The 17,331-nt window shown below is 40.5% G+C and carries 17 protein-coding genes; 1 reads left to right on the top strand and 16 read right to left on the bottom strand.

What is annotated here, in order from left to right; translation table 11 throughout:
- Nucleotides 1-104 precede the first annotated feature (104 nt).
- From bamB to Q0017_RS01920, 16 genes are all read right to left on the bottom strand, one after another.
- Nucleotides 105-1,253 carry an outer membrane protein assembly factor BamB gene (bamB, locus tag Q0017_RS01995; RefSeq protein ID WP_298142108.1) on the bottom strand — a complete coding sequence of 383 codons (1,149 nt, stop codon included), beginning with the start codon at nt 1,251-1,253 and terminating at the stop codon, nt 105-107.
- On the bottom strand, nt 1,250-1,957 hold the full coding sequence (locus tag Q0017_RS01990; protein ID WP_298142106.1) for a tetratricopeptide repeat protein: 708 nt from the start codon (nt 1,955-1,957) through the stop codon (nt 1,250-1,252). The genes bamB and Q0017_RS01990 overlap by 4 nt, the downstream gene beginning before the upstream one ends.
- Before the next feature lie 21 nt (nt 1,958-1,978).
- On the bottom strand, nt 1,979-3,274 hold the full coding sequence (gene hisS, locus Q0017_RS01985) for a histidine--tRNA ligase (protein ID WP_298142104.1): 1,296 nt from the start codon (nt 3,272-3,274) through the stop codon (nt 1,979-1,981).
- 3 nt (nt 3,275-3,277) lie between these two features.
- On the bottom strand, nt 3,278-4,399 hold the full coding sequence (gene ispG / locus Q0017_RS01980; RefSeq protein ID WP_298142102.1) for a flavodoxin-dependent (E)-4-hydroxy-3-methylbut-2-enyl-diphosphate synthase: 1,122 nt from the start codon (nt 4,397-4,399) through the stop codon (nt 3,278-3,280).
- A gap of 17 nt (nt 4,400-4,416) precedes the next feature.
- Nucleotides 4,417-5,196 carry a helix-turn-helix domain-containing protein gene (locus Q0017_RS01975; RefSeq protein WP_298142100.1) on the bottom strand — a complete coding sequence of 260 codons (780 nt, stop codon included), beginning with the start codon at nt 5,194-5,196 and terminating at the stop codon, nt 4,417-4,419.
- Nucleotides 5,187-5,960 (bottom strand): type IV pilus biogenesis/stability protein PilW, encoded by a 774-nt coding sequence (gene pilW, locus Q0017_RS01970; protein ID WP_298142155.1) that lies wholly within the window; start codon nt 5,958-5,960, stop codon nt 5,187-5,189. Before pilW ends, Q0017_RS01975 begins: the two co-directional genes overlap by 10 nt.
- A gap of 62 nt (nt 5,961-6,022) precedes the next feature.
- A complete protein-coding gene (gene rlmN / locus Q0017_RS01965; protein WP_298142098.1) occupies nt 6,023-7,255 on the bottom strand; it encodes a 23S rRNA (adenine(2503)-C(2))-methyltransferase RlmN in 1,233 nt (410 codons plus the stop codon).
- A 122-nt stretch (nt 7,256-7,377) separates the two neighbouring features.
- Complete coding sequence (ndk, locus tag Q0017_RS01960; protein WP_297425142.1) at nt 7,378-7,809, bottom strand: nucleoside-diphosphate kinase; 432 nt, start codon at nt 7,807-7,809, stop codon at nt 7,378-7,380.
- 105 nt (nt 7,810-7,914) lie between these two features.
- Entirely contained in the window at nt 7,915-8,115 is a 201-nt protein-coding gene (gene iscX / locus Q0017_RS01955; protein ID WP_297425145.1) for a Fe-S cluster assembly protein IscX, read from the bottom strand.
- Nucleotides 8,116-8,161: 46 nt separating this feature from the next.
- Nucleotides 8,162-8,713 (bottom strand): phosphatase PAP2 family protein, encoded by a 552-nt coding sequence (locus Q0017_RS01950; protein ID WP_298142096.1) that lies wholly within the window; start codon nt 8,711-8,713, stop codon nt 8,162-8,164.
- A gap of 26 nt (nt 8,714-8,739) precedes the next feature.
- The gene (locus Q0017_RS01945) at nt 8,740-10,017 is read right to left on the bottom strand and encodes a glycosyltransferase family 1 protein (RefSeq protein WP_298142094.1); all 1,278 of its coding nucleotides are present in this window, start codon (nt 10,015-10,017) and stop codon (nt 8,740-8,742) included.
- A gap of 73 nt (nt 10,018-10,090) precedes the next feature.
- Complete coding sequence (locus Q0017_RS01940) at nt 10,091-10,861, bottom strand: hypothetical protein (RefSeq protein ID WP_298142092.1); 771 nt, start codon at nt 10,859-10,861, stop codon at nt 10,091-10,093.
- Between the two features lie 188 nt (nt 10,862-11,049).
- Nucleotides 11,050-12,843: a DUF262 domain-containing protein gene (locus Q0017_RS01935; RefSeq protein ID WP_298142090.1), complete on the bottom strand. Its 1,794-nt coding sequence runs from the start codon at nt 12,841-12,843 to the stop codon at nt 11,050-11,052.
- Nucleotides 12,844-12,938: 95 nt separating this feature from the next.
- Entirely contained in the window at nt 12,939-13,955 is a 1,017-nt protein-coding gene (gene ilvC / locus Q0017_RS01930; RefSeq protein WP_298142088.1) for a ketol-acid reductoisomerase, read from the bottom strand.
- Between the two features lie 114 nt (nt 13,956-14,069).
- Entirely contained in the window at nt 14,070-14,561 is a 492-nt protein-coding gene (gene ilvN / locus Q0017_RS01925; RefSeq protein WP_297425159.1) for an acetolactate synthase small subunit, read from the bottom strand.
- Complete coding sequence (locus Q0017_RS01920; protein ID WP_298142086.1) at nt 14,558-16,285, bottom strand: acetolactate synthase 3 large subunit; 1,728 nt, start codon at nt 16,283-16,285, stop codon at nt 14,558-14,560. The genes ilvN and Q0017_RS01920 overlap by 4 nt, the downstream gene beginning before the upstream one ends.
- Before the next feature lie 634 nt (nt 16,286-16,919).
- Between Q0017_RS01920 and Q0017_RS01915 the strand changes: the two genes are divergently transcribed.
- On the top strand, nt 16,920-17,240 hold the full coding sequence (locus tag Q0017_RS01915) for a DUF4124 domain-containing protein (RefSeq protein ID WP_298142084.1): 321 nt from the start codon (nt 16,920-16,922) through the stop codon (nt 17,238-17,240).
- The last annotated feature ends 91 nt before the right edge of the window (nt 17,241-17,331 follow it).

Genomic DNA, 17,331 nt, shown 5'->3' with positions numbered 1-17,331 from the left:
GAAGAAAAAATAAGTCAAAGACTAAATAAAACACGGGGGCGTGCTGTGCATGTCCCCGTGTATAAAATACGATGGTGCCTAGTTTACCACAAGCGGGTAAAAAATTAACGATTCTGCCAAATGCTATACGTACCCTTTTGACTTGATACATATAATTGTTGGTCAATCGTGCGTAGTGAGCGCACTTCGCCTGAAGTTTTGGCGCGTCCGATCAAGTTACCACTGTTGGGATCAACAAGATGCAGTACGCCATCTAAATCACCAACCACCAGCTGATTACCTAATACAGCCGGGTTACTTAAGCGACGATTGAGCAGCTGCTCATTTTGCCACAGTTGCTGACCTGTAGTGATGTCATACGCTGTAAGTTGACCGCTGCTTTGAGCCACAAAAACTTTGTTATCAAAAATAACCGGACTGCGTAAACTTGATGCATCTTCACTCCAAATCACTTGTTGTGAAGCCAAGTCCATAGCGGTGAGTTGACCTTGATAACTGGTGCTAATTAAGTAACGTCCTGCAACTACAGGCTCACCGTCAATATCATTTAAACGCTGAATATCAGAGCGACCATCGTTAATTGATACACGGCGTTGTAATTGCGGAATACCTGTTACTGTATCAATCACATAGACATAACTATTTGCCCATGCCACCAACACCGTACGTGGATCAACCGCGACCGGTGCTGCTGTACCACGCATGCTAAAGTCAACTTTTGGCAAGTTATAAGTCCAAATTTGCTGACCTGTACTGATGTCGTGTGCAAATACAGTACCATCATTGGCCAAAGTAATAACACGCCCCGCTTGAATCAATGAAGGTGCAAGTACAGCACTACTGAGTTGGCTTTGCCATTTAGTTTGACCTGTGGCTTGATCAAGTGCAAACAGTTGACCTTTTTTATTGGCCACCACCACAATACCTTCGCCGGCTACAGCGCCAGCACTAATGCCAGCTTTAGAAATTTTACTTTGCCACACACGTTGCTTACCCTGATAGGCTGTGACTTCACCTTTAGGGTCTGCGGCAAAAATTTGACCTTGGTCCAAGCCCAACTGTAAACGTAGTGGGTCAATTTTGTTGGTTGCTGCTACGCTATAGTTGGCAATAGCGACAATACTGCTTGAAGCAGAAATTTTAGGTAATGGACTTGGCTTTTGTTCTGCAACCTTAATGGTTTTGTTTGAACAACCCACCAATGCCAAACTTAGTAGGCCTAAAGCCAAGGGCGCTTTATAATTCATTTTCATTGAGGCTCATCCATTTTCATCTCTAAAACCGGGCGTTCGATTTCAGGATCATCGACTAAAACACCCACACTTTCGAGTTTAATTTGTAAAATTTGACGTTCTTGTTGACGTTCTAATAAGCCATCCCATGCACTCATATAGGCTTTTTTGGCATTTTCAATATCGTTTTTAGCAACATACACATCACCACGCGCTTCATCTGCGGTGGCTTTAAACGCAGGATCGGTGACTGCACTTAAGCTTTTCAAGGCAGCATCAAATTTATCTTGTGCCAATTGGCTATAGGCTAGGCGCAATTTAACCACATGAATTAAGCCTTGATCGTCGACTTTGGCATTTTCAACTTTCATTAAGGCTTTTTCAGCAGTGGCATAGTCGTTACGCTCAAATGCCAATTTTGCCAACATCAATTGTGTTTGAATCGCTTGGACTGAATCTGGATAGTTTTTGACGATTTCATCAGCAGTCTTGGTCAAGCTGTTCCATGCATTGTCATCTTTGACATCCACTATGGCAGCCTGATCCATGAGCTGCTGAACCTTGGCAGTTTGCAGCTGTGCTTCGCCTTGCTGGTTATTCTGCCAATAGGTCCAACCGGAATAGGCAATCAGCGCAATTAAAACCCCAGAAATTACAGTTGAACTGTATTTTTTGGTGTTGTTTTTTAAGCTATTAAGTTGTTCTTCATCACTTAGTGCGCTCATGTGATTACCCTATTCCTTATATTATTGTGAAGAAAATTGTTCAAGCATAAATGGGACAATCGCCTCGACTGCCACTTCACTTTGCTCGGCAGTTGCAAGCTGTTTAAACAGTACTTGCTTAGCTTCCCATTCGCGATCACCACAGATCAAGGCATACACTGCACCTGATTGATCGGCTTTTTTCATTTGTGACTTCATTGAGCCTTGTGAACCTACTTTAAGGCGTAGGCTTGAGCCTGCTGCTTCAAGTTGGTCACGAATTTGCTCAGCAAGCACTAAAGCTTTGCCTTGTGCTGCAGGTTCAGACACCAAGAATACGTCACAATCACGCACAAGGCTGGCTTGTTCTACTTGCTCAAGTAACAATAACAAACGCTCCATACCCATGGCAAAACCCACCGCAGGCACAGATTGATCTGCTTTTCCTTTGAGCTGACCGACCAAACCATCATAACGACCGCCGGCACATACTGTACCTTGCGAACCTAAATGGGTGGTGGTCCATTCAAATACAGTTTTGTTGTAGTAGTCTAAACCACGCACCAATTTTTGATTGATGACAAAGTTAACTCCAGCATCGCTCAAATATTGTTGTAACTGAGCAAAATGCGCCAGAGTTTCTTCACCCATAAAATCATGCAATTTTGGCGCGTTTTCTAAAATGCTTTGGGTTTTAGCATCTTTAGAATCCAAAATACGCAGTGGATTGGTGGTTAAACGACGCTGTGAATCTTCGTCTAAATCGGCTTTATGCGCCTCTAAAAAATCAACCAAAGCCGCGCGATAAGCAGCACGCTCATCTGACTCGCCTAACGTATTGAGTTCTAGCTGAACTTTATCGGCCACACCCATACGTTTCCACAAACGCGCAGTCATTAAAATCAATTCTGCGTCCATATCTGGTGTTGCAACACCAAACGTTTCTACACCAAACTGATGGAACTGACGGTAGCGACCTTTTTGTGGTTTTTCATAACGAAACATGGGGCCAACATACCATACACGAGGGGTCGCCCCGCGTAGTAAGTTATGTTCGAGCATGGCACGTACACAACCTGCTGTCCCTTCAGGACGTAAGGTTAATGACTCAGGTGGGTTACCTTTATCTAAGAACGTGTACATTTCTTTTTCAACGATATCGGTGGCATCACCAATCGAGCGTTTAAACAAATTGGTTTGTTCAACGATCGGTAAGCGGATTTGTTGATAGCCATACGCATCCATCAAACTTGATAAATGCTGCTCTAGACGGCGCCACGCAGGTGTTTGCGTTGGCAAAATGTCGTTAAAACCTTTAATTGCTACAATTGAACTCATGATTTACTCAGAAAAACTTGTACGAATAATTTCTTTGGCTTTGGCATCTTCAAGCTCAATCACGCGTTGACGCACCATCGTTTCGATTTCGTCAACCAACTGTGCTGTGTCAATCAAATGGCTTTTTTCGCCATTACGATAAACCAAAGAACGCGGTGCTGCACCCACTACACCAATATCAGCCTCTTTGGCTTCACCCGGACCATTCACTTTACAACCAATGACCGAAACATCCATTGGGGTGCGAATATCTTCAAGACGCTCTTCAAGCTGCTGCATCACCGAAATCACGTTAAATTCTTGACGTGAGCAACTTGGGCAGGCAATGAAGTTAATCCCATTTGAACGCAAGCTCAATGATTTTAAGATATCAAAACCAATTTTAATTTCTTCTTCAGGCTCAGCTGCCAATGAAATGCGCATGGTATCGCCAATGCCTTCCATCAGCAAACCACCTAAGGCGATGGCAGATTTTACCGAACCTGTGCGGTAAATACCGGCTTCGGTTACACCTAAATGCAGTGGATTATCAATTTGTTGTGACAACAAACGATACGCATCCATGGTTAAAAACACATTTGATGCTTTAACCGATACTTTAAATTCATGGAAATTTAAACGATCTAAAATATCAATATGACGCATCGCAGATTCAAGCAAAGCTTGACCGGTTGGCTCACCATATTTTTTTTGAATGTCTTTTTCAAGCGAGCCGGCATTCACACCAATACGCATCGAAATATCATGATGACGTGCAGCAGCCACTACTTCACGAATTTTGGCTTCTGAACCAATATTACCCGGGTTAATGCGTAAACAATCGGCACCAAAATCAGCCACCGCTAAAGCAATTTTGTAATCAAAGTGAATATCGGCCACTAAAGGCACATCCACTTGCTTACGAATTTCGCCAAAGGCTGCCGCAGCTTCCATACTCGGTACAGACACCCGCATGATATCGGCACCCGCATCCACGCAGCGCTGAATTTGCGCAACGGTTGCTGCCACATCACAGGTTTCTGTGTTGGTCATACTTTGAATGCTAATCGGGGCATCACCACCGACATATACCGAACCGACGCGAATCTTACGCGTTGCACGGCGCTGAATTGGATTAACGATCATGATCTTTACCTTATGCCTTAACGTGACAGACGGAATTCTGCTTTGCCATTGACTGTGTATGGCGACAATGAAATATTTTCATTGTTTAAATTTAATGACACTGCAGTTGCATCATCTAGACGAATCTGAAATGGTGCTTCACCGCTCAAGGTTGCAGCATTGGCTTGACGACCGGTGAGTAACACTTTACCGGTTGAATCTACAATATGTACCGACGTTGGACGGTTAAAGCTTAATGCCAACTGATCACCGGTTGACGCAACCGTTGAACCATCGAGTGACAACACTTCAACTGCACTTTCAGCTTCTACTGCTTCAGGCTCATGACTACGATTTTTAAGTGCTGCAATAGCGACCCACAATACAAGCACTACCGCCACAGCAATCGCGCCACGCTTTAACCATTTACGGTTACGGTCACGATTTGAACCTGGCAATTTACCCATAATTTTAATTGGGGAATTGTCTAAAGCATGATTGGGCACTAAACCTGTGTCATTGGCATAGATTTCATCAAAACGCTGAATAATGTTATTGGCATCAACCTTTAATAATTTGGCATAACTGCGGTAATAGCCCTTAATGAAAGTTGCTTCAGGCAACAACTTATAGTCGTCTTTTTCCAATGCAGCTAAGGTTTTTTCAGGAATATTTAAGGCTTTAGCGATATCCGCTAACTCACGTTTTTGATTAATACGAACTTGACGTAAGTACTCACCTGGACGTTGTACATTTCCTAATGCGTTTGGAACTGTGCTTGAACCAGTCGATTGCGATGAATTAGGATTTATTTCCATACGGCCTCAGTACTGTACTGTAATTGCAGATAACGTTGGTATTCTTGACTATTTGGGAACAAGGCGCGCATTTGATTGACTAAAGCCTGCTGCCCTAGTGAATCATTGTTGGCACGCGCAATACGTATTCCAAGCCAAAGCGCGCGTGAACTTTGATTATGTGAGCCAACACGATGTATAAATTGTTCATACAATTGCGTGGCACTTGCATATTGTTCACGTAAATAAAAAATTTCAGCTAACTCTAACATTGAAATTGTCGAATCACGATTGACAGACAAGGCTTGTTTGAATGTTTTTTCAGCATTCACCACATCGCCTTTGCGTAAATAAACCCGACCTAAATTTTCAAGTGCTAAGTAGCGCTGCTCATAACCTAGCGCAGCGCCTGCAATTGTCAACTGCTCAATTGCATCATCATAACGCTCTAAACGATACAAATAGGTACCGTAATTATTACGTGCTTGTGCATTATCAGGATCACTGCTAATGGCACGTTCAAAATAACTTGCCGCTTTTTCTAAATTAATGGGGCTGCCTTCTTGTTGTAGCAAAATCCCCATCATCATATTGGCATTACTGTCACGCGCATCATATTCCAAAGCTTGATCAAGTGAACGCTTGGCCGCATCTAGGTCACCATTACGCAAATGCTCACCGGCCAATTGGGTGCGCACCTGAATGGATTTGACTGGATCTTTTTTATACGGTGTGGAAGAAGCCGTGGTTTGACAGCCTGTTAAAATTGCCGTCGTTGCAAGCATCAGGCCTACGGTTAGGTATTGATTTATTGTCTTTGCCACCACGTTCTTCCCCCTTAATTCAATTATCCTTGCGAACGCATAATCTCATTTTGCGCTGCAACTTTCTTTTTCCACTGTTCGGCACGGCGAGTACGGTCGGCCACCTGACCCACCAATTGACCACACGCAGCGTCAATATCATCACCACGGGTCTGACGAATCGTACACACAAAACCGGCATCAGACAAAGTTTTTTGGAATGCAATAATACGATTTCGGCTTGAACGACCATATGGCGCATGCGGGAATGGGTTAAATGGAATTAAATTGATCTTACTTGGTAAGTTTTTTAACAATTTAATCATTTGCTGTGCATGTTCAGGATGGTCATTTACGCCATCTAACATCACATATTCAATCGTTACATGTTTACGTGAACTTTCATTGCCATCTTTGGCAATATAACGCTGACATGCAGCAATCAATTGCTCTAATGGATATTTTTTATTGATGGGTACAAGTTCGTTACGCAATTCATCATTTGGCGCATGTAATGAAATGGCCAATGCCACATCAATATCTTTCACCATTTGGTCAATTTTAGGCACTACACCTGAAGTTGACAACGTCACACGGCGCTTTGACATACCATAAGCAAAGTCATCAAGCATGGTACGCATTGAGTTTAAAACAGCATCGTAGTTGAGCAATGGTTCGCCCATGCCCATCATTACCACGTTGGTCACTGAACGCTCACGCTCAAGTACAGGCACATCTTCCATATACGAGTAGTTGGCAACCCACAACTGACCAATAATTTCAGCTTGGTTTAAGTCACGTTGGAAACCTTGTTTGCCTGTTGAACAAAACGAGCAATCCAGCGCACAGCCCACTTGTGACGAAATACACAAAGTACGACGCAAGCCACTGCGGTGTTCAGCAGGAATCAAAACCGTTTCAACCAAAGAGCCTTCACCATCACCCACACGGAACACCCACTTACGGGTACCGTCTTTAGAATAGTTTTTGTGCACCACTTCTGGGGCTTTAATTTCAGCGATTTTTTCTAATTTTTCGCGTAATTTACCCGAAATATTGGTCATTTCGGCAAAATCAGTGACAAAGAATTGGTGAATCCATTTCATCACCTGACCGGCGCGAAACTTCTTCTCTCCCATGTCCTCAAAGAATTTTTCCATTTGTGGACGTGACATGCCAAGTAAATTCACTTTTTCCACCGGTGTATGCGTCTGAATAGACGTAGATTGTTGCTTTTCATCAAGATGTGCAGATGAAGCGACCACTTCAGTACTCATGTGTAATTACCTAGATCATGCGTTTATAGAGGAAGAGATGTTCAAGAAGTGAACAAATTAAATTTCGGGAATAAAAAAACCAGATAAGTATAATAACACTTATCTGGTTTGAATACTGCGTATTAACGAGTACGTGGAGCAATCTCAGTTTGAGCGAAGAAGTAGTTAACTTCACGATCAGCAGATGCTACAGAGTCAGAACCGTGAGCAGCGTTTTCGTCGATGCTTACAGCGAAGTCAGCGCGGATTGTACCAGGAGCAGCTTCTTTAGGGTTAGTCGCGCCAAGAATGTCACGGTGAGCAAGAACAGCGTTTTCGCCTTCAAGAACTGAAACAACAACTGGACCTGAAGTCATGAAAGCAACTAGGTCAGCAAAGAAACCACGTTCTTTGTGCTCAGCGTAGAAGCCTTCAGCTTCAGCTTGAGTTAAGTGTTTCATTTTAGTTGCAACGATTTGAAGACCCGCTTTTTCAAAACGAGCGAAGATTTCGCCTACAACGTTTTTAGCAACTGCGTCTGGTTTTACGATAGATAAAGTACGTTCAATCGCCATGATAGGCTCCTTAAGTCAAATTGACATGAAATTTTGCGCATTATACCGAATAATCAACGGTGTTCTGCGCTTAATCTGTAAAAAAAATGCTTTTTTTAGTGCTGATTAACGCGCTTCGTCAATCCAAGCCATCTGAATCGCTTCTAATAAGCCTTCTGTTGATTTGTCTGGATTGTCCTCAAACTCAGGTAAAGCACAAATCCACGCATGTAAATCGGTAAAACGAATCCACTGTGGGTCCACATCTGGATGTGCTTCATACAATTCAATTGCAATATCAATGGTGTCGGTCCAACGTAAGCCCATAACTCATCCTAAATCAATGTGTAGCACTACTTTAGCAAATTTTATGTTACAGCAGCACTGCAAAATATGGTGCACATAGAATAATTAATCCCCCCACCGCTGCACCAATTAAAGCACCCACCATCACATCGCTTGGATAATGCAAGCCCAAAATCATACGTGACAATGCCACCAACACAGTAAAAGGCAACATCAGCAACAACAGTAAAGGTTCAATATAACCAATCACTGTTGTGGCTAGCACAGCATGCAAAGTATGCCCTGAGGGAAAACTAAAATGATCCAGTGGACGCTCCCCTAAACGAATCACTTGATGCACCTGATAAGGCCGTGGACGAATGGTTTTGGCTTTTAAAATTTTATAAATTGCCGTACCTACCAGTGTACCAAGCAAAACATACACAATGCTGAAGCTAAACGCCCAACCGCGAGCCCACCATGCTAAACCGAGCATGGCATACCAAAAAGGGCCATCGCCTAAGCGGCTAATAGCACGAAAAAAATAACAAATTTTGTGTGAGTGGGAAAAATGATTTAAATACAAACATCCTTTTAAATCCATGGCTAATATTCTTATTTTGGCACGTTTAAAATTCATCTGCTTCCCCTTATTGGCGAGGATGGCTAGGTGTGCATCACACTCTCCCGAGCCACACGATACAAGGCATGTTCAAACTGTTTTACTGGATGATCCCAACCAATTTGAGCAGCCAGTTGACAGGCTTGACGTCCCATATGCTGTAAAGTTTTATTATTGGGTAATTGTTGTATAAATTGGCAAAACCCGTGTTGATCCCCAAGCGGTGCCAGCCAACCCATATGATGATGCTTCACATATAAATGTGCTGCGGCATAATCGTAAGCAATCACAGGTAAACCACTGGCCATAGCTTCTAACACCACATTGCCAAAAGTTTCGACTTGGCTGGCAAACACAAATACGTCACAACTTGCATAAACTGTTGCAAGTTCTGTACCGTATAAGTTACCTGTAAATATAATGTTACTGTCTGCGGCCAAAGCCAGCAATTCTTGGCGCTGTGGTCCATCACCTACAATCACCAATTGCACTGCTTGCCCTGAAGCTTGCATTTGCTTATAGGTTTGAATGATCAGTGGAATTTCTTTTTCAGGCGATAAACGCCCCACATATAACAAGACTCGCGTATCAGGCTGTGCACCCCATTTTTGCCGTAAGCGTTCAGAGCGTAATTCAGGTTTAAAATGTTCGACATCTACCCCACGCCCCACAACGGTCAACGGACAGGTCACACCAAAATCACGTAAGGCTTTTTCGGTATCGCGACTAGGTACACAGGTAAGTGCAGTATTGTTATGAAACCAACGCAAATAAGTCTGAATGGGTTTAACCAAAAAGGCTAAATCAAAGAAACGGCTAAAATCTTGAAAAGGCGAATGAAAACCGCTTGAAATTGGAATATTTTTGGCTTTTGCTGCATGTAACAATGCCAAGCCCAATGGGCCTTCAGTCACAATATGCACCACATCGGGCATAAATTCTTCTAAGGCTTGATTGACCTTTTGCATTTGCGGTAAGCCAAATTGCAAAGTCGGATAGCGTGGAATGGTCTGTGCTTTGACCAAACATTCTTTATTAGGCACAAAACTCGCCACTGTGCTGCGTTGCTCAGGACGAATCAGTAAAATTTTATGACCTTGTTTTTGTAAACCTTGACTTAAATGCAATAAAGAATGTGCTACACCATTGACCTCGGGCGGCCATGTTTCTGTCACGATTGCTATTTTAAGTCGGGGTCGAACTAACGCTTGTAAAACAGTGATTTCATCGGCAAAACTATGGTGCTGTTGTTTTAAATAAAATTTAAAGCTATCCGGAAAATCTTGTTGTTTTAACAGGCTGCTAATACCGGTGTGTTCCATTATGCACCTAGCCAATTCTGTCTATTTTTCCGCTAGCATAGCCCTGTTTTGTGACAGTTTAATGTCCTGCCCTTTAATGCGTTACAGCATGCAACAGACCATTTTTGACTTTAAAGCGCTGTGTACCAAAATGAACTTCTTGTTGAACTGCATCTACATACGGTGTGCCTTGCAGTTTTTCCAGCGCTGCTGCACGTTGAAATTGCGCAGTTTTAGGGTTATACATCCAATATAAATAGCCTTGCTCGTTTTCATTCTCAGCCACTGTTGCAGCTTTTAACGCCAAGTCAAAATAGCCATCAAAATTTAAATCGATATATTGCATTTGACTGGCGTCGGCATTAAAACCGACCAAGCTTTGGTAAAGTTGTTGATTGCTGCGTTGTAATACATCTACGCGTTGAATAAGGTTGTTACCATAAAATTTAAAATTAAAAGTTGGACGCTTTTCAACATAAATGAGTGGCTGAAAATGGATAGTTTTTTGCCAACCATCGAGTAACAATTGGCTACTCATACTACCTGCTTTAGAGTTTAGCTCACCTTTGAGTTGTAAATCTGGCTGCTCAGCATTGCTTCCTTTTAGCTCAATGGCATTTCCTTTTTGCAAGCCACCCAGTTGATAATCTTGATTTAATACTTGATCGTGCAAACGTGCGCTTGGGTTCCAAATCCCCGATTTTAGCTCTAAAAAATAACGCCCATCTTCTGACATCATCACCCGATGCACAGGTACATAGATGCTTTTTAATTCTGTATTAATATCATTGGCAGATGCCGTTGAGGTTAAAGCCAAAACAGGTAAAGCAAGTACAAGTGATTGTATAAGCAAATGTTTTTTCATGATTTAACCTCAAAATAATTAGATTGGGAGAAAGCTAATTTAGCATAACGAATCATCACAATATGAAATTATTTACAGTTCTTATCCTTATAATTTGTACCAATAAAATTCTTCATTTTATCTTTTTCTTTGAAACATTCATCTTTTCATATGAATGTTTCTTAGCATCACAATACCTAATCTATAAATTATGTTTTAAAGAAACAATTCACAGCTTCAGCAATTTTATTCGCACGATTAGTAATAAAAATTAACGCCTCTTCCTGAGAAGAAACTTTCAAAGCTTCATCTATAGAGATCAAGTTTTGATTACAGTAAAATTCGCCTTCAGATAAACTTTTCACATATTGAAAATATTCGCTTGGGCTTTTATCTTTCACCTCCTCTCTATTTGCTTGGCTATCTAAAAGTACAATATTCGCAATAGAGTTAAATTTTGATTTATTATTAAAATCAGGAACTTGTGCCTTTGGATAAATGTGATGACTATCAAATTTTGATGAATCAGCTCTATTAATTTTATATCCTAAAATATCACGGTCAAATTTACCGTTAGGTCGTTCATTATATAAAATATTTAGTATTGCTCTAAACTCAGCCTTAGAAGTCGTTATATCTAAAATATTTGTAGACAATAAATTTGGCATTCCTACTGGGCTAGAAAATTCATATTTTTTAAATTGATGTTCGTTAATAATTTGTAAAGCTATATCATTGAATTTTTCAACAATATCTAGATTTGATTTACTAAAACTAGTTCCTGTTACAGTTAAGTACAAAGCATACTTTTTAATTTCATGTTTAAATTTAGTATTAATAAAAGCCTTCGGATTTGCTAATAAGATAGCAATTGCATATTCTAAGAATGTAACTTGTGCAACATCAGTTAATCCTTCCTCCTCAATCCACCCAATGATCTCGAATAAAATGCTAGATTTTTCATTCCATTTGTCAAACCAAAACTCTGCATTTCTTCTAAGCATTGTAGATTGAATCATTCCTGGGATTGCCTTTTGCTCTAACAGGTGGCAAATTTCAAGAAAACGAATAATACGATCTAATTTTTCATAATTTTCTGTGTCTTCATTATATTTAAAGAAACTATTTAAACCCTTTTTTAATTCTGGTCTTTGATTAATTTTTTCCTTAATCTTATTGGTTAAAAATTCTGACAATCCACCTTTGTATGCTTCAATTTCTACTTCAAAAGATTTTGCATTGATTAAATCAAATAATGTTAATTTTTTACCCGTTGAATTCACTTTTTCAAAAACTCGAATTACTACACCAAGTTCAGAATCTCCTGCAATTACAGTTGCAGGAACGCTATACCCATTAATAGCTCCTAATATACCATTTAAGTAGTCTGTATATTTATCAATATTATCGTCTGTTGCTTCTTTTAAGTTTCTTAAAAATTTACTAACGACCGAACCATATTTATTTTCAACAACACTCTGTCCAGCAATAAATCTATTATTGTGTCTGACAGGTTTATCACTACGATCAGCTCCTCTTCCGAAATTCCTACACAATTGATCCTTTACTAACTTTGCACTTAAATTACTCAATCCGATATCATTGTCTATTTTATCTTCAGGAAATTTTTCCACCAATATTGCCAATAAATCATAGTAGTATTCATTTTTTATATCACCTGATAAAAATAACTTTGCTATAGATGTCATTCTCTGCTGTCCATCTAGAACAAAATATTTGGTCTCATTTTCATCTAGTTCCTGAGAGTCATCCATTTTAGCTTCTTTTAATAAACTATGAGATCCAACTTGTAAGGTCCCATTCATTGGCATAGTTAATAAAGAAGAAATTGGATAACCACGAATTATAGAATCTCCTAGATCTAAGATATCCTTGTTGGTCCAAACAAAATCCCTTTGAAATTTGGGAATTTGGTAAATATCTTTAGAAATATTCTTTACAATTTCATTTAAGCTAATATCTATATTTTGAATATTACTCATTATTCCCTCTAAAATTATATTATCTATATTGCAGAAGTAAAAAACCCTGCTCTCGCAGGGTTTTTTATAGCATAAAAATCAGCTAGATAAGAAAATTAGTTTTTCTCTTTATCAACGATTTTGTTTGCTTGAATCCAAGGCATCATTGCACGAAGTTTGTTACCAGTTACTTCAATACCGTGAGCAGCATTTTGACGACGACGAGCAGTCATAGAAGGATAGTTTAAAGCACCTTCGTTGATGAACATCTTCGCGTATTCGCCAGATTGAATACGTTTAAGTGCATTACGCATCGCTTCACGAGATTGTTCGTTGATAACTTCTGTACCAGTAACATATTCGCCGTATTCAGCGTTGTTAGATACAGAGTAGTTCATGTCCGCGATACCGCCTTCGAACATTAAGTCAACGATCAATTTAAGTTCGTGTAGACATTCAAAATACGCCATTTCTGGAGCATAACCAGCTTCAACAAGAGTTTCGAAGCCCATTTTAACAAGTTCAACAGCACCACCACAAAGAACTGCTTGCTCACCAAAAAGGTCAGTTTCAGTTTCTTCACGGAATGAAGTTTCGATGATACCTGTACGGCCGCCACCAACACCTGAAGCGTAAGATAAAGCAACGTTACGTGCGTTACCAGAAGCATCTTGGTGAATTGCGATAAGATCAGGAACACCCGAACCACGTTGGTATTCAGAACGTACTGTGTGACCTGGTGCTTTTGGAGCAACCATGATTACGTCAAGGTCAGCACGTGGCACAACTTGGTTGTAAAGAACAGAGAAACCATGAGCAAATGCTAAAGTAGCACCTTGCTTGATGTTTGGCTCAATCTCGTCACGGTAAAGTTGAGATTGGAATTCATCCGGAGTTAAGATCATTACTACGTCAGCTTGCGCTACAGCAGCAGCAACTTCAGCAACTTTAAGACCAGAATTTTCAGCTTTTTTCCAAGAAGTAGAGTTAGCACGTAAGCCAACAGTTACGTCTACGCCAGAATCTTTAAGGTTAAGCGCATGCGCATGACCTTGTGAACCGTAACCAATGATCGCTACTTTTTTGCTTTGGATGATAGATAAATCACAGTCTTTATCGTAAAAAATTTGCATTGCTGTCTCCGCTTGAATGCTTTGTTCCTCATGGCTTAACCGTTTGCGCTGAAGTTAAGCCTCTCCTAGTTGTATAGGTTTGTATTGAGGTTGTCAAAAAAATGTTTAGTTAAATTAGATTGTTAAAACTTTTTCGCCACGCGCGATACCCGATACGCCAGAACGCACAACTTCTAAAATTGTGTTTTCAGCTAAGGCATCAATAAAACCGTCAATTTTCTCGGTTGTACCTGCAATTTGAATGGTGTAAGTGGTTGGTGTGACATCAACTACTTGTGCACGGAAAATATCTGCGGTGCGTTTAATTTCATCACGCGCTGAACCCAATGCTTTGACTTTAATCAGCATCAATTCACGTTCGATGTGCGGACCTTCAGACAAATCAACCACTTTAACCACTTCAACCAATTTGTTCAGTTGTTTGGTAATTTGCTCAATCTTATGGTCGTCGCCATAAGTAGTGAGGGTTAAACGTGAAAGTGTTGGGTCTTCGGTTGGTGCAACGTTTAAAGTCTCAATGTTATAACCACGTTGAGAAAATAAACCCACTAAACGAGAAAGCGCACCTGCTTCGTTTTCAACTAAGACAGAGATAATGTGTCTCATGCTGTACGCTCCCCTTTTGATAACCACATATCTTGCATAGACTGACCGGCAATCAACATTGGATATACGTGTTCAGAACGATCAACCATTACGTTAATAAATACGCACTTGTCGTTAATTGCCATTGCTTCTGCAAGCTTAGATTCAAGATCATCGGCATGGTCAATTTGAATACCAACGTGACCGTATGCTTCCATGAGTTTTGCAAAGTCAGGTAAAGACTCTACATATGAGCTTGAATGACGACCTTCATAGTTCATGTCTTGCCACTGTTTAACCATACCTAAGGCACGGTTGTTTAAGCACAAGATTTTGACATTTAAGCCGTATTGCTTACAGGTAGAAAGCTCTTGGATACACATCTGAATCGATGCTTCACCGGTAATACACACCACTTGCTGTTCAGGGAAGGCAAGTTTTGCCGCCATTGCATAAGGTAGACCTACACCCATGGTGCCTAAGCCACCTGAGTTGATCCATTGACGCGGACGACGATATTTGTAGTACATCGCACCAAACATTTGATGCTGACCTACGTCAGAAGTAATGATGGCTTGACCATTGGTCACGCGATCTAAAGCTTCAACCACTTGTTGTGGCTTCATGGTACCGTCAGTTGGAAGGTCGTATTTTAAACCGTGAACTTGACGCCATTCATTAATCTGTTTCCACCAATCAGCAAGTGCTTCTGGATTTGGTTTAGACACATTTAATTGTTTTAACTGCGCCAACATTTCATTGAGCACAGGCTCAACCGCGCCCACAATTGGAATGTGCGCCATAATGGTTTTTGAAATAGTTGCAGGGTCAATATCAATATGAATGACTTTCGCATTTGGACAGAATTTTGCAGGGTTATTGGTCACACGGTCATCAAAACGCGCGCCAACACACAAGATTACATCTGCATTGTGCATGGTCATATTGGCTTCGTATGTGCCATGCATACCCAACATACCGATGAATTGTTCATCGTTACCTGGGAATGCACCAAGACCCATTAAGGTATTGGTCACAGGGAAACCTAAAATATGCGCAAGTTCAGTCAATTGCTCAGAAGCATTGCCTTGAACCACACCACCGCCTGAATAAATTACAGGACGTTTAGCATTTAATAATTCTTCAATTGCTTTACGGATTTGACCTGAGTGACCACGGTGTGGTGGCTGATACGAACGCATCTTCACTTTTTCAGGGTATTCGTAAGCAAATTTTTCTGCAGGATTGGTTGCATCTTTTGGAATATCAACCACAACAGGACCCGGACGACCTGACGCTGCGATATAAAATGCTTTTTTAATAATGGCAGGAATTTCGCTGGCGTGACGTACTTGGAAGCTGTGTTTTACGATTGGGCGAGAAATACCGACCATATCAGTTTCTTGGAACGCATCCTCACCGATCAAATGGCTTGCAACCTGACCTGACAAAATCACCATTGGGATTGAGTCCATATAGGCAGTTGCAATTGGCGTTACAGTATTGGTCGCACCTGGACCTGATGTTACGAGAACAACACCAGTTTTACCTGTGACACGCGAATAAGCGTCGGCCATGTGACCTGCTGCTTGCTCATGACGTACAAGGTAATGATTGATTCTTTCTTGTTGAAAAAGCGCATCATAAATATGCAGTACTGCGCCGCCTGGATATCCAAAAACATGTTCAACGCCTTCGTCCGCTAATGCGCGAACAAGCATTTCACCACCAGATAAAAGTTCCAACGTGATTCACCCTAATATTTGTAAGATATACGATTTTTGTGACCGTATATACTTTCATTCATTCATTGTCTGCACTGTTATAGCACACATATTTCATAGTTTTGATAGCAATAAGAAAAAAATCTGATCCATTGGCTGTTTGAGCACTAAAGGATCTAAAACATGTTGGGATAAACATATTTTGTTGGCTTTGTGCATCTTCTCGGCTAGAGAAAACGTCCATTGCTAAGATGTATTCATTCGAAGGGTGATCGAATTGAAACATATAAAACTAAAGACAGCATTTTTGTAGTTTCAAACCACAAAGTCAAGTTGAAAAATTGGCTTTTTTTGCATTCACTGCTATGCGCTTAAAAAATAAACTTATTGTGTATTTTTAATCCAACAGCGTAAATAATTAAAATGATTCAGAAATTAATTTTTGATAATTTATTTATATGAATGATATAAATAAATATAATATAAAAATGCAGTTATAAAATTTTCATGGATCATGCAATGGCATATAAAAAGCCGTAACTGTTTAAATAAAATACGTTAAAATCACAAAATAAGATCTTACAAATCGCGCTTTTATTGTCATCAACATGACAAGCTTGCGCTTTAATGTTGTACATTATTGAAGGGGAAAACCATGTCTATTCAAACAATTTATATTCAAAAATTACTGCTTATTACAGCGCTGATGTGCAGCAGTTCTGCGCTCATGGCGCAAAGTTTTTATAAATGGGTCGATCAACACGGTTCAACCCATTACACCACTACACCACCGCCTAAAAACGCCAAAAAGCTCTCTAAAGTGGACACCTATCATCATCCACAAAGTAAAGCGACTAAGCCGGCACAACCAAGCAATCAAAATCCAAATACTCCACCTCAAACTGCACCAAATCAAATGGATCAGCAGCAACAAGAAGCCAATGCAGCACTTGAGCAAGGTCGCACGCGTCTGTAAGGCAATTTTTGCTATGCTTAAAATTCACTTTTAGGTGCATTTTGCGCTATGCTGTGGCTTAAATTTTTAACCGTTCTTTTGTATTACGTAT

This window comes from uncultured Acinetobacter sp. (assembly GCF_947624825.1).
GTDB lineage: Bacteria > Pseudomonadota > Gammaproteobacteria > Pseudomonadales > Moraxellaceae > Acinetobacter.
The sequence above is the reverse complement of the archived record's forward strand: the minus strand, read 5'-3'. Positions and strand labels throughout refer to the sequence as shown.